The organism is Actibacterium pelagium (assembly GCF_002285415.1).
Lineage (GTDB): Bacteria > Pseudomonadota > Alphaproteobacteria > Rhodobacterales > Rhodobacteraceae > Actibacterium_B > Actibacterium_B pelagium.
On record NZ_NSBU01000007.1, the window covers coordinates 930,066 to 945,180 of the forward strand.

General features: G+C 56.8%; 12 protein-coding genes. 1 reads left to right on the forward strand and 11 read right to left on the reverse strand.

Annotated features, from left to right (window positions below; genetic code table 11):
* Window positions 1–52: 52 nt before the first annotated feature.
* A complete protein-coding gene (gene recA, locus CLM58_RS13485; RefSeq protein ID WP_188720408.1) occupies window positions 53–1,117 on the reverse strand; it encodes a recombinase RecA in 1,065 nt (354 codons plus the stop codon).
* A gap of 38 nt (window positions 1,118–1,155) precedes the next feature.
* On the opposite strand from recA, the gene CLM58_RS13490 reads away from it, so the two are divergent.
* Complete coding sequence (locus CLM58_RS13490) at window positions 1,156–1,905, forward strand: sulfotransferase family protein (protein WP_143226572.1); 750 nt, start codon at window positions 1,156–1,158, stop codon at window positions 1,903–1,905.
* 3 nt (window positions 1,906–1,908) lie between these two features.
* Here CLM58_RS13490 and CLM58_RS13495 read toward each other — a convergent pair whose 3' ends face one another.
* The 10 genes from CLM58_RS13495 to CLM58_RS13540 all read right to left on the reverse strand — a co-directional run bounded on the left by CLM58_RS13495 (window position 1,909) and on the right by CLM58_RS13540 (window position 14,973).
* Entirely contained in the window at window positions 1,909–4,146 is a 2,238-nt protein-coding gene (locus CLM58_RS13495) for an ATP-binding response regulator (RefSeq protein WP_158221912.1), read from the reverse strand.
* A 249-nt stretch (window positions 4,147–4,395) separates the two neighbouring features.
* Window positions 4,396–5,565: an RsmB/NOP family class I SAM-dependent RNA methyltransferase gene (locus tag CLM58_RS13500; protein WP_095596414.1), complete on the reverse strand. Its 1,170-nt coding sequence runs from the start codon at window positions 5,563–5,565 to the stop codon at window positions 4,396–4,398.
* Window positions 5,566–7,014 carry an IMP dehydrogenase gene (gene guaB, locus CLM58_RS13505; protein WP_095596415.1) on the reverse strand — a complete coding sequence of 483 codons (1,449 nt, stop codon included), beginning with the start codon at window positions 7,012–7,014 and terminating at the stop codon, window positions 5,566–5,568.
* A gap of 75 nt (window positions 7,015–7,089) precedes the next feature.
* Complete coding sequence (locus CLM58_RS13510) at window positions 7,090–8,055, reverse strand: TDT family transporter (RefSeq protein WP_095596416.1); 966 nt, start codon at window positions 8,053–8,055, stop codon at window positions 7,090–7,092.
* A 74-nt stretch (window positions 8,056–8,129) separates the two neighbouring features.
* Window positions 8,130–8,918: a crotonase/enoyl-CoA hydratase family protein gene (locus tag CLM58_RS13515; RefSeq protein ID WP_095596417.1), complete on the reverse strand. Its 789-nt coding sequence runs from the start codon at window positions 8,916–8,918 to the stop codon at window positions 8,130–8,132.
* Window positions 8,915–9,772: a hydroxymethylglutaryl-CoA lyase gene (locus tag CLM58_RS13520; RefSeq protein ID WP_095596418.1), complete on the reverse strand. Its 858-nt coding sequence runs from the start codon at window positions 9,770–9,772 to the stop codon at window positions 8,915–8,917. Before CLM58_RS13520 ends, CLM58_RS13515 begins: the two co-directional genes overlap by 4 nt.
* On the reverse strand, window positions 9,765–11,729 hold the full coding sequence (locus tag CLM58_RS13525; RefSeq protein WP_095596419.1) for an acetyl-CoA carboxylase biotin carboxylase subunit: 1,965 nt from the start codon (window positions 11,727–11,729) through the stop codon (window positions 9,765–9,767). Before CLM58_RS13525 ends, CLM58_RS13520 begins: the two co-directional genes overlap by 8 nt.
* A 9-nt stretch (window positions 11,730–11,738) precedes the next feature.
* The gene (locus CLM58_RS13530) at window positions 11,739–13,310 is read right to left on the reverse strand and encodes a carboxyl transferase domain-containing protein (RefSeq protein WP_095596420.1); all 1,572 of its coding nucleotides are present in this window, start codon (window positions 13,308–13,310) and stop codon (window positions 11,739–11,741) included.
* Entirely contained in the window at window positions 13,310–13,813 is a 504-nt protein-coding gene (locus CLM58_RS13535; RefSeq protein ID WP_095596421.1) for a lysozyme inhibitor LprI family protein, read from the reverse strand. The genes CLM58_RS13530 and CLM58_RS13535 overlap by 1 nt, the downstream gene beginning before the upstream one ends.
* A complete protein-coding gene (locus tag CLM58_RS13540; protein WP_095597115.1) occupies window positions 13,810–14,973 on the reverse strand; it encodes an isovaleryl-CoA dehydrogenase in 1,164 nt (387 codons plus the stop codon). The genes CLM58_RS13535 and CLM58_RS13540 overlap by 4 nt, the downstream gene beginning before the upstream one ends.
* Between the last annotated feature and the right edge of the window lie 142 nt (window positions 14,974–15,115).

The following is a 15,115-nucleotide window of genomic DNA, read 5'->3' on the forward strand; positions in this document are numbered from 1 at the left end:
AAAAAACCGGGACACTTGGCCCCGGTTTTTCTTAATACTGGTGATCCAAGGATCAGTCTTCCAGAATGTCCTCTCCCATGGGGGCATCAAAATCCAATCCGTGGGCCGCGCGGATCTTATCTTCGATCTCATAGGCCAAATCTGGATTTTCTTTCAGGAAGGTTTTGGCGTTCTCACGCCCCTGCCCGATCCGCTCATCCCCGTAAGAGTACCAAGCGCCCGATTTATCGACGATGCCGGCCTTAACGCCCAAATCCAAAAGCTCACCGCGCTTGGAAATGCCTTCGCCATACATGATGTCGAATTCAACCTGTTTGAACGGCGGAGCCACCTTGTTCTTCACAACCTTCACACGGGTCTGGTTACCGACAACCTCATCACGGTCCTTGATGGCGCCAATACGGCGGATATCCAGACGTACCGAGGAATAAAACTTCAGTGCGTTACCACCGGTCGTGGTCTCTGGTGAACCAAACATAACGCCGATCTTCATCCGAATCTGGTTGATGAAGATCACCATGCAGTTCGACCGTGCAATCGAGCCGGTCAGCTTGCGCATCGCCTGGCTCATCAGGCGGGCCTGAACGCCAACGTTGCTGTCGCCCATGTCGCCTTCAAGTTCCGACTTCGGGGTCAGGGCCGCGACCGAGTCGACCACAACCATGCTAACCGCCCCGGAACGAACCAGCGTATCGGTAATCTCCAGCGCCTGCTCACCGGTATCGGGCTGCGAAATCAGCAGCTCGTCCAGATCCACGCCAAGTTTCCGCGCGTATTGCGGGTCAAGGGCATGTTCCGCGTCAACAAAGGCACAGACGCCGCCTTTTTTCTGTTCTTCCGCCACGCAGTGCAGCGTCAAAGTCGTCTTACCAGAGCTCTCAGGGCCGTAAATCTCGATGATCCGGCCTTTCGGCAAACCGCCGATCCCAAGGGCGATATCCAAGCCAAGCGACCCGGTCGAGGTCGCCTCGATCTCGGCCACAGGGTTATCGGCGCCCAGCTTCATAATAGAGCCCTTGCCGAACTGCCGTTCGATCTGCGCAAGCGCCGAATCCAGCGCCTTTTGTTTCTCGGAATCTTTTTTGTCTGCCATATCCAGAAGGTTCGCCATTGCCATCGTTTCGATCCTTATTTCACACCCGCCCAAAGGCGGCAATGCTTGCCTGTGTTCACCTCTTGTTCACAAATCTATGCGGACAAAAAGAGAACAAATCAAGGAAATTCTATAAAATTCATTTCAAACCAGTTCGGTTAAAGATTAGTTTAGACGCTATAAACAACCTAAGAGTATCAAGGGCAGTTCACGGCATGATGGTTTTTTGGAGGGCAGGAATCGCCTTTTTGGCCGTTCCGAAAACAGGGACGCATGCCTATCAGGCCGCCCTCGCGGATTCGGCGGATATCATTTTGCGTGGACCTCCGGGCGCGAAACACATGAATGCCCGTAAATTCAATCGTCACATGCGCCCGATTTTGGGTAAGGAAGACGCCAAGAAACTGAAAACCATTGCGGTCATCCGTGACCCTATCGATTGGCTGGGAAGCTGGTACAGATATCGCAGTCGCCCACAGCTTGATGGCCTCCCGAATTCTACCGCGAATGTCTCTTTCGATACCTTTGTCCAAGACTACCTAAGCGATGATCCTCCAGCCTATGCCAGGCTGGGCTCGCAGCTTCGGTTTGTTGGAGACTCAGAGGGCAATGTGATCGTGGACCGCCTGTTCGACTATGCACGTCTAAGTCAGCTAGACAGATTTCTGGAGAAGAAACTGGAGCGGAAGATAATCGCGCCAAGGCTCAACGAATCCCCACAAGGCGACCTGCAGATTAGCGCAAAAGTCGAAGCAAAACTTCGAGAGGAAAGATCAAAGGAATTTGAACTTTATCAAAGCGTTGCAGGGTAAACCTCAATCTGCCTTTGAGATTTCAACCTGCTGCTTCACCGTTTTCGTAAAATCCGCCAATGAGAATGGCTTTTGTATGAAAACAGAGTTTGGCAGGTCACCTTTATTTTCTGTAAACGCCTCTTCGGTATAGCCCGACATAAAGACCACTCGGGTATCGGGGTAAGTCTCTCGCGCTTTACGCACCCATGTGGGCCCGTCATCGCCCGGCATAACCACATCCGTTACAAACAGATCAATCGGGACTGTCGTAACCGCCAACACGTCCAATGCCTGTTCAGCACTTTCTGCTTCCAGAACAGTAAACCCACGCATGGACAGGGCACGCGCCGCAAAGGCCCGGACAGAGGCCTCGTCCTCAACCAAAAGGACAATCCCAGCCCCCTGACCGCCTGCTTCGGTGCTCGATAGAATTTGGCGACGCTCTTCTGGCGCAGCTTTGGCATTTAAACGGGTTTCTTCGACCCTCTGGAAACTTTCCGTCAGGCCGATATCGATCTCGTCAGCTCGGTTCGCAACCTGCTGTGGAAGGCTATTGGGCCGACAATCAGCGCTTCCTCTTCGCACGGGGAAGTAAAGATAGAAACGTGTGCCTTCGCCAGTATTGCTGTCCACAAATATGAAGCCACCGCTTTGCTTAACAATCCCGTAGGCCATGGACAGCCCCAACCCAGTGCCTTTTCCTTGCGGCTTCGTAGTGAAGAACGGATCAAATATCTTGTCGATTTGCTCGGCAGGGATACCCTCGCCCTGATCTTCGACCGAAATAACGACATAGTCGCCAGCGGGGACCTTGGCGCGGTTACGGTGCAAGTCACGAACAAGTTTGCGCACCGAAGTCGAGATTTGAATCTCTCCTCCGTTCGGCATCGCATCCCTTGCATTGACAACAAGGTTCATAATCACCTGTTCGAATTGTCGGCGATCAACCCAGATCGACGCATCCGCGCTGTCGTGGTGAACTGTCAACTTTACGGTTGCCCCGACCAAGCGATCCAGAAGATGGCCCAAATCCTGCAAAGCATCTCGGAGCCCAACCTTCTGAGGCCGCAAGTTCTGCTTTCGGGAAAAGGCCAAAAGTTGTTCGACCAAGGCAGCGGCCCGGTTGGCGTTTTGATGAATTTGCATCAAATCGCCGTAGTCAGGATGCCCTTCGTCACGGCGAAGCAGAAGCAGATCACAATGGCCCGAAATCGCCGTAAGCAGGTTGTTGAAATCATGCGCCACTCCACCGGCCAATTCGCCAATCGCTTGCATTTTTTGGCTTTGGTTGAATTGCGCTTCAAGCTGCTTCATTTCAGTCGCATCGTGCAGCACTGCAATCGCAGACTGGTCTTCCGGGAACAGCGAGCGTCTTAGCGAGACCTGAACAAAGACCTCGCGATCCTCGCGACGCACCCGCAAAACTTCGGAGCTGGCGCCATGATCCGTCTCGATCACCTCGTTCACCCATTCCTTGACGGGACGGCCTAACCCCTCGACGTGATCTTGGAAAAAATGTTCACCCGGCGTCAGGCCCAGCAAATCCCTGCCGACCTGGTTCACCACATCAATTCGCCCCCCCAGTTCGATTTTAAGAATTGCCACAGGAAGACCATCGATCAACGAATCTGCCGTTTCCTTCATCGGCTCTGGGCGGTCGATCGGAGCCAGAAGATAATGCGCCCCACCTCGCTCGGCCGGACGTTTGATAACAGTTACAAATTTTCGAGCGTTCCTGATTTTCAGTTCCTGCAATCCAGGTTCCAGACCCCTATCAGCGATCTCGTCAACCCGAATTGGCTGGCCCCTAAGAAGGGTTCTGGCGGGCCTGTTAAGATACCGGATGACGCCGTCGTCATCTGCCCTAAGCATCGGCAATTCCCAGATAGCGCCCAATTCCTGATCTGTCGGAAGCTTGTCAAACCGCCAAAGCAGGCAACTCCCATTCATCCTTAAAGCGCGAACCATCATCCGCTCGGCAGAGGCAACGGCTGCTTCAACCTCTGCAATGCCTCTGGCAATTGCCGCATCCGTCATCTCGTTGAAGACTTTATCGACATTGGCAAAATATAGGCCCAAGGAATGGCTAAGGTGGTCAACCTCAGCGATCTTGAATTGATCTCGGGCAGCTGGATTTGCATAGATCACCTGCCCCGAGTAGCTGGCGACGATACAGGGCGAGGGGTCGAACGTTAGAAGTGCGTCCGAAATTCGGTCTACATCGACCCGAAAGCGGCGGAACTTGCATCGCAAAGCCATAAGGGCAAGGCAACTGAATGCCGCGGCCACTAGGCCTATCGTATGGGAATCTAGGCCGCGATCGAAGTATTCGAACGCAGCAAAGGCTGCAGTCGCTGAGGCACTCAACAGCACACCCAATGACAGCACTGGTTCGCGAAAGATCGAGCCAGAGATCTCACGTAGTTTAGTTCTGGAAGGCCGCATCAAGGGATCCTGCTTGGAGGCTTCACCTTATCTGGCGACAAAGAGGTAAACAGAAGGTTAACGCTATCGACGTAGCAAGGCCGCATACAGTCCGTCACCAGCTTCGTCGGGATGAAACTGCAAACTGCGCTCTAACGTCCATCCCGGATTGCGCTTCAGAAACGCCGATACTTGATCTTCATTTTCGCAGGCCAGCACTGAACAGGTCGCATAAACAATCCACCCGTCGGGCTGAACCAGCGACGCTGCCTGATCTAGGATATCGGCCTGTATCTGGCACAGCTCTTCAAGGCGCTTCGGGGTCAAAGACCATTTACCTTCGGGGCTGCGACGCCAAGAGCCGCTGCCTGAGCAAGGCGCATCGCACAAGACGCCATCAAAGCCTTCGGCCCTGCCAAGCTGATCGGATTGCAGTAATTTGACTGCGACCCCTGCTCGTTTTGCACGCTCTTTGATGGGGGCCAATCGCTTTGGATCAATGTCATGGGCGTAGAAATCCGCATGGACCCGCGCGGCCATCGCCAAGGTTTTACCCCCGCCACCTGCGCAAAGGTCCAAGATATTCTGCCCCGTCTCGACAGGGACAAAATCGGAAATCGCCTGCGAAGACGCGTCCTGAAGCTCGACCAACCCATCAGTATATGCGGTCGATTGCTGCAAACGCCGAGGGTTGCTGCGGATTTCCAGCGCTGTGTCTTGGGTCGGGTGCGGGACGGTCTCTATCCCGTCATCGGCCAACGAGGCTTGCGCCGAAGGCAAATCCGCCTTTGCGAGATTCACTCGCAGGAAAGTTGGGGCGCGCGATTGCTGGCTGCCAAAGACCTCGGACGCGGCAGCACCCAGGGCCTGAACCACATCGGGCCAAAGCCAGTCCGGGCAATCGACCGCCTCGTCACCAAACATCTCGACGCATGATTCCAAATGGGTCAATTCTTCGGGGGTCAGCGGCGCGGGGGCAAACCGGTCGCCGGTAAAGACCTCTTGCAGGTCAACACCGTCTGCCGACAGAAGCCCGATCATCAGCCCCCTGCCTGTTCTTGCCCCGCCAATCGCAGCAGCAGATCGCATGCGACGGCAGGCGCTGAACACATGGTCACGCACCGCCGCCCGATCTTTGGACCCGGCATAGCGGTTCTGGCGCCCCCAGTTGGTCAGCGCTTTCTCAAGCGGTGTTCCATCGAGATAGCGATCAAGAACCTCGATCGCCGCAGAGACGCGGGCCGCCGGGGTCACTTACATGCCACGATAGTTCGGGCTTTCGCGGGTGATCTGAACGTCATGCACATGGCTTTCCTTCAGACCCGCGCCGGTGATTTTCACGAAACGGCAGTTCTTGCGCATTTCTTCCACAGTCGCGTTACCGGTATAACCCATTGCCGCGCGTAGACCGCCCACCAGTTGGTGGATCACGGCGCCTGCAGCCCCTTTGTACGGGACCTGGCCTTCGATGCCTTCGGGAACCAGCTTGTCGCTGGCCGCGTCCTTCTGGAAATACCGGTCGGCAGAGCCACGCGCCATTGCGCCAAGGCTGCCCATCCCACGATAAGATTTGAAAGAACGACCCTGGTACAGGATCACTTCGCCCGGGCTTTCGTCGGTGCCGGCAATCATGCTGCCAACCATTGCGCAGGACGCGCCCGCCGCAATGGCCTTGGCAAAATCGCCCGAGAACTTGATGCCGCCGTCTGCGATCACCGGAGTGTCCCCCGCCGCAATCGCGCAATCAGAAATCGCGGTCAGCTGAGGCACACCAACGCCCGCCACCATACGTGTCGTACAGATCGAACCCGGGCCAATGCCGACTTTCACAGCATCCGCACCAGCATCGATCAAAGCTTTGGTCGCTTCACCGGTGGCAACATTGCCGGCGATCACCTGAACCTCATTCGACAGCGCCTTGACGCGTGCAACAGCGTCCAGAACGCCTTTGGAGTGTCCATGCGCCGTGTCGACGACAACGATATCCACACCCGCGTCCACCAACGCCTCAGAGCGTTCAAAGCCAGCATCACCAACAGAGGTCGCCGCCGCAACGCGCAGGCGTCCAAGGCGGTCCTTGCAGGCCGTGGGGTTCAGCACCGCCATCTCGGTGTCTTTCAGTGTCAGAAGGCCGGTCAGCTTGCCGTTACCATCATGAACCAAAAGCTTCTCGATCCGGCGGGCGCGCATCAGGCTTTTCGCTTCTTCAAGGTCGGCAGGTTCCGCCAGCATCGCCAAGTCGTTGCTGGTCATCATGGCCTTAACCGGCGTGTCATCCGATTGTGCAAAGCGCATGTCACGGTTGGTCAGGATGCCGACAACACGACCGGCTTCATCAACGACCGGGAAACCCGTGAAGTTATAGCGATCAACCAGTTCCTTGGCATCGGCCAGTGTCTGGTTGGCGGTCAGGGTTACCGGGTTATAGACGATCCCGGATTCGAAGCGCTTCACACGGCGCACTTCCTTGGCCTGCTGCTCGACGTTCAGGTTCTTGTGGATCACGCCGATCCCGCCAGCCTGTGCCATGGCAATGGCCATGCGGGCTTCGGTAACAGTGTCCATCGCGGAACTCAGCAACGGGATATTCATGCCAATCGACTTGGTCACGCGGGTGCGGGTATCGGCCGTGGACGGCAGGACAGAGCTGGCCGCCGGAACAAGCAGTACGTCGTCGAAGGTAAGCGCCTCGCGAATCTCCATGGTGATCTCCTTGGAAGCTTTCGTTTGACGCCTCCCTATTTCACGGGTCGGCACAAAAGGAAAGAGAGAATCCGCCTAAACGCGCGCAGCGTTGGTTTTAAGGGCCAACTGGTTGCTTGCCCAAAGCTTCAATACCCGGGTGGCGATCAGCGGATTGACCCCAAGCGCACCTGCCAAAGACAGGGCCCCAAGAATACCGAAGACCGGAGACAGCGATGCCAGCGACATCATCGCTGAACTGAACGCGGCCAGCGGAAAGGTGAACGCCCCCCAGAACGGCGAAAACCCAGCCACGGTCAGCCAGCGCGTCTTCACCAGCAAGGTTCCAAAGATCGCGATTGCGACAATCCCGAAGGCGAAGGAAAGCAACGTCCATCCCAATAGGCCTGCGGTCACAGTGAAAAGGCTAGCCGGAGCCAGATGGATCGCCAGCGTCGGACGCAAAGGCGGAGGTGTTTCGTTGGTCAGGATATCACGCAGGCTTAGGCCCCAGATCGTCATGGCAACCGGAACAGTTACGCAAAAGATCACCACCGAGAGCTGGCTGTAGCCAAGCGGTTGGGCTGCCAAGATCGCGACGATGAACCCGACATAGCTAAGGTGCCAAACAGGCGTGATCTGGCGCTGTTCTGAGGGCAGCGACAGCAAGTATCGAGTTTTGAACAGCACCAGAACAACGTGCCAGGCCAAACCCGCGAACAAGACCACTTGGGCGACAGAAGTCGAAAACGGCAACAACGCCGCCGCCAGACAATAGATCGAAACGACCATCGCAGCAGTTCCGGCACGTCCCGGCAAGGTCCGGATATCCTCGGCCAGAGTTCCGAAACGGCGGATCAACTTAAGCGAATAAGCAAAGATCGCGAACAAAAGCAAAAGCGTCACAGCGCCGGTAATCAGATCGACAATTGGTCTTGGGATCCCAAAGACCGGGACCCCACGCGAAAGCGCGAGCGCCAATCCCATCAACCCAAGCAATGGGGGGAAAATTGCCGGAGGGACCTGATCGCCAAACCGCGGTTTCTGTGGGATTGCCTGCATACTGCACCTTTTCGATTTAGGCGCAGTTTACGCGATCCCGCCACGGCGGAAAGGCGCGAAATGGTCACACTCGCCTAACCGTTGGCCCAAGGCGCAGGACGTTTCTCCAAAAACGCGGCGATGCCTTCGCGCGCCTCGTCCGTTTCCCAGACATCAGCCAGCCGTTCGATCGTGTCGTCAATCACCGCAGATGAGATCTTCGGACCCAGGCTTCGCGCCAAAGCTTTTGCTGCACCAACCGCGCCCGGAGCGACCGAAAGATAGGGGGCTACTTCGGCCTCGATGGCCTCGTCCACTGCGTTTTCATCAACGACTTTCGACACGACGCCAAGATCAACAGCCTCTGTCGCTTTGAACAACCGCGCCGACATGAAAACCTGCCTTGCACGTCCTTCGCCCATACGCGCCAGCACATAGGGGCTGATCGTAGCAGGGATCAGACCAAGCTTCGTCTCTGTCAGGCCAAATCGCGCCGTGGGCAGCGCCAGCGTCAGGTCGCAGACACAGGCCATACCGACGCCTCCGCCATAGGCTCCACCCTGTACCATGCCGATCAAAGGCGTTGGCATCTCGTTCAGAGCATTCAGCATCATGGCCAGCTTGCGGGCTTCTAACATTCGGGTTTCTCGGTCGGCTTTGATCTGGTCCATCATCCAGCCCAGATCCCCACCGGCACAGAAGGTGTCGCCAGCCCCGGTCAGAACCATCGCGCGGGTCGAGGCCTGCGCCCCAACCGTCTTGGCCAAATCTGTCAGCTCTGCAATCATTTGCGCCGACAAGGCGTTGCGCTTTTCGGGACGGTTGAGCGTCACATAGGCAACGCCGCGATCATCAATCTTTACGTCCAAAGTTTGATAGGTCATGCGGCCTCCTTCAATCCACGCGCAAACTCTGCCGCGTTGGCCAGTGCTTGAGTGTCGATGCATGTGTCAAATCCTAGCGCCTGTAGCCGGGCGACCACTGCTTCTGTTGCAACATTCCCTGCGGCCCCGGGCGCATAGGGGCAACCGCCCAAGCCGCTCACGGCTGCATCAAATGTGCGGATACCTTTGGCCAAACACACTTCGATATTATCCAAAGCGCGGCCCTTCGTGTCGTGGAAGTGACCGGCAAGTCTGGCCGCAGGCACGACCTTCAAAACGGCCTCTAGCATTGCTTCAACTGTTTCCGGGGTCCCTGCCCCAATCGTGTCACCAAGACTGATTTCGTAGCAGCCCATCTCAAGAAGTTTTGCTGCAACCGAGGCGACAGATTCAGGCGCAACCGGCCCGTCATAGGGGCAGTCGGTTACGCAAGACACATAACCGCGCACCGGCATCCCCGCCTCTTTCGCCGCTGTCATTACGGGCGCAAAACGGTCAAAACTCTCAGCGATCGAGCAATTGATGTTGGCCTGACTAAACCCTTCCGAAGCCGAGGCGAAAATCGCGACTTCATCGGCTTTGGCCGCAATCGCGCCCTCTAGTCCGCGCAGGTTGGGCGTTAGCGCTGCATAGCTTATCCCTTGCTTGCGCTCGATCCCTGCAAGAACCGCGGCCGCGTCCGCCATTTGCGGCACCCATTTGGGGCTGACAAAACTGGTGACTTCGATCTTCCGAAATCCAGCCTGAGACAACAGATCGACCAAGGCGATCTTGTCAGCGGTTGAAATAAGCGTTTTCTCGTTCTGTAACCCGTCGCGCGGGCCCATCTCGAAGATCGTGACGTGTTCAGCCATCTTCGGCCTCCAACCGGATCAAAAGCGTATCCTTGCCGACCTGATCCCCTTCGACCACGGTAAGTTCTTCGATTACGCCATCGCGTGGGGCTGTCAGGCTGTGCTCCATCTTCATGGCTTCCAGGACGACCAAACGGTCGCCTTCGGAAACAGCCTGACCCTTCTTAACAGCGACATGGCGGACCAATCCGGGCATCGGCGCCAGAACAGCGTCGCCCCCGGCACCCCCGGCTTGAGCGGCCTGTTTCAGAGGGTCGACGCGGGTGTATTGCTGAACCCCACCCCAGAATACGGACAGATGGTCCCCTTTCAGAACCGTCTTGGCGACCGTCTTAACACCGTTGACCCACCACACACCGTCAGAGTTTTTGACCTCGACTGTTTGATCGGGCAGCTCAACGCGGTAATTGCCCCCGCCCAAGGTCGTTACCCTGGCCGCAACCGGTTCCGCCTCTTTTAACAGGCTGACATCCTGCGCCAGAGGTTGCCAAAGGGCAAACCCCGCGAATGGGTCTTCAGCATTGGTCTGCATGAAGGATACGGCCGCGATCGCATCCGCATTCGGCGTTTCCGCGGGCGCGGTCAAGGCGTCCAAGTCACGCGCGATCAGCCCCGTATCCACCTGCCCTGCGCCAAATCCTTCGTGTTTGGCCAGCGCCGACAGGAAGCCAAGATTGGTAACCGTTCCGCTGACTTCGGTTTCTGCCAGAACGTGCTGTAGGCGGGCCAATGCCTTTTCACGGGTTGCGCCGTGGGTAATGACCTTGGCGATCATCGGGTCGTACCAGGGGCTGATCTCATCCCCGGTTTCTACCCCGCTGTCGATCCGGACAGGACCACGGTTGAAGGCACCCCCGTCGGGAAACTGCAGATGCTCCAGACGCCCGATCGCAGGCAGAAACCCACCCGGAACGTCTTCGGCGTAAACGCGGGCTTCGAAAGAGTGTCCCGTTAGGGTCAGGTCGTCTTGTTCGAACGGCAAAGGCTCACCCGCTGCGACACGCAACTGCAATTCGACGAAATCCAAGCCTGTAACGGCTTCAGAAACGGGATGTTCGACCTGCAGGCGGGTGTTCATCTCCATGAACCAGAAACCATCGGTACGCAGGTCACCCGACCCGTCGACGATAAACTCGACCGTGCCAGCCCCACGATAATTGATCGCCTTGGCTGCATCGACAGCAGCCTTACCCATAGCTGCGCGCACTTCGGCAGTCATCCCAGGAGCTGGGGCCTCTTCGATCACCTTTTGGTGGCGGCGTTGCAACGAGCAATCACGCTCGAACAGGTGAACGACATTACCATGGGCGTCCCCAAACACCTGAATCTCGATATGACGCGGGTTCTGGATGAATTTCTCGACCAGCACTGCGGGGTCACCAAAGCTGGCCTGACCTTCACGCTGCGCACTTTCAAGCGAGGTTTCGAAATCCGCTGGATCTTCGACCAGGCGCATGCCCTTGCCACCGCCACCGGCGCGCGCCTTGATCATGACGGGATAGCCGATCTGATCAGCCTCTCCGGCAAGAAAGGCCGCGTCCTGCCGGTCCCCGTGATAGCCGGGAACGACAGGAACATTTGCTTTTTCCATCAGATCCTTAGCGGCATCTTTTAAACCCATCGCGCGGATCGCGTCAGCCCGTGGACCGATGAAGCTAAGACCTGCGGACTCGACAACCTCGACAAACTCGGGGTTCTCGGACAAGAAGCCATAGCCGGGATGAATGGCCTGCGCACCGGTCGATTTGGCCGCCGCGATAATCTTGTCCGTCAGAAGATAGCTTTCCGCGACAGGGGCTGGCCCAACGCAAACCGCTTCGTCTGCCATACGCACGTGTCTGGCAGTCCGGTCCGCTTCGGAAAAGACCGCGACAGTAGAGATGCCCATTTTGCGGCAGGTGGCGATAACACGACAGGCGATCTCGCCCCGGTTGGCAATCAGAATCTTGGTAAACATGTCGCCTCCTTACATCCGGAACAGGCCGAAACGGGTGTCTTCAATCGGCGCGTTCAGACAGGCCGACAGTGAAAGCGCCACGACCTTGCGGGTCTCGCGCGGGTCGATAATGCCGTCGTCCCACAACCGGGCCGAGGCATATAGCGGATGAGACTGTTCAGTGAACATGTCGATGGTTGGCTGTTTGAAGGCGGCTTCTTCTTCCGCGCTCCATTCCCCGCCAGAGCGTTCGATCGCGTCGCGTTTCACGGTCGCAAGCACGCCCGCAGCCTGTTCGCCTCCCATCACGCTGATCCGAGAATTCGGCCATGTCCACATAAAGTTTGGGCTGTAAGCCCTTCCACACATTCCATAATTCCCCGCACCAAAAGAACCCCCGACCAACACCGTGATCTTGGGAACTTTCGAGGTCGCGACAGCTGTCACCAGTTTTGCACCGTCTTTTGCGATGCCACCAGATTCATACTCTCGACCGACCATGAAGCCTGTGATGTTCTGCAGGAAAAGCAACGGGATTTTCCGCTGGCTGCACAGCTCGACGAAATGCGCCCCCTTCAGCGAGGATTCCGAGAACAATACCCCGTTGTTCGCGATAATCCCGACCGGCATCCCGTGAACATGGGCGAAACCGCAGACAAGGGTCGTGCCATAGCGCTCTTTGAACTCATCAAAGGTTCCTGCGTCGACGATCCGGTCGATCACGACGCGAATGTCATAGGGCGTTTTCAAATCTGAAGGGACCACGTCCAGCATGGTGCTGGGGTCTTCCGCAGGATAGACCACGTCCCGCATCGCAAGTTGGTCCGGTTTCTTAATGTTCAGATTGCGAACGGCTTGCCGTGCAAGGGCCAGCGCATGCGCATCGTCTTCGGCCAGATAGTCGGCAACACCGGACAGGCGCGTGTGAACATCGCCACCACCCAGATCTTCTGCGGTTACGACCTCTCCGGTCGCGGCCTTCACCAGCGGAGGGCCGGCAAGGAAAATCGTACCCTGCTCTTTCACGATAATAGAGACGTCGCACATAGCCGGGACATACGCGCCACCAGCGGTACACGACCCCATCACAACTGCGATCTGAGGAATGCCCGCAGCAGACATATTGGCCTGATTAAAGAAGATACGGCCAAAATGATCGCGGTCGGGGAAGACTTCGTCCTGATTTGGCAGGTTGGCGCCACCGCTATCGACCAGATAAACACAAGGCAGCCGGTTCTGGGCTGCAATCTCTTGCGCGCGCAGGTGTTTCTTCACGGTCAGCGGGAAATAGGTTCCCCCCTTCACCGTGGCGTCATTGCAGACCACCATGACCTCTTGCCCTTCGACCCGACCAATTCCAGCCACGGCGCCGGCACAGGGAACCTGATCATTATACATCCCGTGGGCAGCAAACATGCCAACCTCTAGAAACGGCGAACCGGGGTCCAGAAGGTTTGCAATCCGGTCCCGAGGCAACATTTTCCCGCGCGACAAATGCCGTTCGCGAGCCTTTTCACCGCCACCGGCAGCCGCTTTGGCCGCAGCTTGCTGAACCAAGCCCAAATCTGTGGCGTGCGGGCCCTTTATCTGGATGTCTGTCATCAAAATTCCTCGCGCATTTGCAGCAGTTCGATCGTGCGATCCGCTGTCATTTCCATCAGGCAAGAAGCGCCGGCGATATGGCGCATCGAGCCAGAGCCCCAACGGGCATATTCCAACGCACACTCCGCATCGCGAAATGCGATCCAGGCAATTTGTGTTTTACGAAGGCTGTCCACACGCATCGCATAAGCCGGAAAATAGATTGCTTCGTCGCTGTCCATTTTGCGGTAAACCGCCATGGTTGTTTGATATTCTTGGTTCAGGAACTTGTCCCAAACCTCCATCTCGGCGTGGGTGCAACCGGTCATGCCAAGTGTAGTCTCGCCACCATCTTCGCCAACAATGCAGGCCTGTGACATGGCACCTTTGCATTGAGCCTTGGCTTCAGCCCCCTGCGCCTCGGTATAGCATTGCTCTAGAAGCGATCCGTATTTGGCGATCTGTTCGGGCTGGGCCAAGGCAGGCCCAGCAACCAATCCAAAGATCGCCAAATGGCGTATCATTTCATCGCTCCCATCATTTCGCGACCGATCAGCATCCGACGGATTTCGCTGGTCCCTGCCCCGATTTCCATCAGCTTGGCGTCGCGGAAGATGCGGCTGACTGGGGTTTCGTTCATGAAGCCCATGCCACCCATCGCCTGAACCGCCTGATGCGCAACAACCATCGCCTCTTCCGAGGCATACAGGACGCAAGCCGCAGCGTCTTGGCGGGTCACCTCGCCACGATCACAGGCCTTCGCGACCTCGTAAACATAGGCGCGGGCCGAGTTCATCTTGGTGTACATATCGGCGATCTTGCCCTGCATCAGTTGAAAGTCCCCAATGGGCTTGCCGAACTGCTTGCGTTCCGCAAGATATGGCATCACCTCATCAAGACAGGCCGCCATGATGCCGGTACCGATGCCCGACAGGACCACTCGTTCATAGTCGAGCCCCGACATCAGCACGCGAACGCCTTTGCCTTCTTCACCCAGAACGTTCTCGAAGGGCACTTCGACATCTTCGAAGATCAATTCTGCCGTGTTGGAGCCGCGCATCCCCAGCTTGTCGAAATGTGCAGACGTGCTGAACCCTTTCATCGTCTTCTCAACGATAAAGGCGGTCATGCCTTTTGATCCCGCCTCTGGGTCAGTCTTGGCATAAACGACAAGCGTGTCAGCATCAGGACCGTTGGTGATCCAGAACTTGTTGCCGTTCAGCGTGTAATAGCCATTCTTCTTCTCGGCACGCAGCGACATGGAGACGACATCAGACCCTGCACCGGTTTCCGACATGGCCAAAGCGCCGACGTGTTCCCCCGAAATCAGCTTCGGCAGGTATTTGGCCTTCTGCTCATCTGTCCCGTTCAGCTTGATCTGGTTCACACACAGGTTCGAATGCGCCCCGTAGGACAAGGAAATCGAAGCGCTGGCACGCGCGATCTCTTCCGTCACGATGACATGAGCCAGATAGCCCATGCCTGCCCCGCCAAACTCGTCGGGCACGGTGACGCCCAGAAGACCCAAGTCTCCCATTTCGGCCCAAAGCTCGTTCGGGAATGCGTTGTCCTTGTCCGTCTTGTCCGCGATCGGTTTGACGCGGTCCTGCGCCCACCGATGCACCATATCCCGCAATGCGTTGATCTCATCGCCCAGGTCGAAGCGCATAGTTGCGTTGAACATGGGATCCTCCTCGCCATTAATGAACGCTTGTTCATTAAATGACATGAGTTGCCGATTCCTGCAATAGGGAAAGAAAAAGGGGGGCCGAAGCCCCCCTAAGTTTCGCTGATAAGGTTCAATATTAGATACCGCTCGGTGATTT

Bases quoted from the DNA above. Each gene is read 5' to 3' on its own strand.
- recA (WP_188720408.1), bottom strand. From the start codon at position 1,117: ATGGCAATGGCGAACCTTCTGGATATGGCAGACAAAAAAGATTCCGAG.
- CLM58_RS13490 (WP_143226572.1), top strand. From the start codon at position 1,156: ATGCTTGCCTGTGTTCACCTCTTGTTCACAAATCTATGCGGACAAAAA.
- CLM58_RS13495 (WP_158221912.1), bottom strand. From the start codon at position 4,146: ATGGCTTTGCGATGCAAGTTCCGCCGCTTTCGGGTCGATGTAGACCGA.
- guaB (WP_095596415.1), bottom strand. From the start codon at position 7,014: ATGGAGATTCGCGAGGCGCTTACCTTCGACGACGTACTGCTTGTTCCG.
- CLM58_RS13510 (WP_095596416.1), bottom strand. From the start codon at position 8,055: ATGCAGGCAATCCCACAGAAACCGCGGTTTGGCGATCAGGTCCCTCCG.
- CLM58_RS13515 (WP_095596417.1), bottom strand. From the start codon at position 8,918: ATGACCTATCAAACTTTGGACGTAAAGATTGATGATCGCGGCGTTGCC.
- CLM58_RS13520 (WP_095596418.1), bottom strand. From the start codon at position 9,772: ATGGCTGAACACGTCACGATCTTCGAGATGGGCCCGCGCGACGGGTTA.
- CLM58_RS13525 (WP_095596419.1), bottom strand. From the start codon at position 11,729: ATGTTTACCAAGATTCTGATTGCCAACCGGGGCGAGATCGCCTGTCGT.
- CLM58_RS13530 (WP_095596420.1), bottom strand. From the start codon at position 13,310: ATGACAGACATCCAGATAAAGGGCCCGCACGCCACAGATTTGGGCTTG.
- CLM58_RS13535 (WP_095596421.1), bottom strand. From the start codon at position 13,813: ATGATACGCCATTTGGCGATCTTTGGATTGGTTGCTGGGCCTGCCTTG.
- CLM58_RS13540 (WP_095597115.1), bottom strand. From the start codon at position 14,973: ATGTTCAACGCAACTATGCGCTTCGACCTGGGCGATGAGATCAACGCA.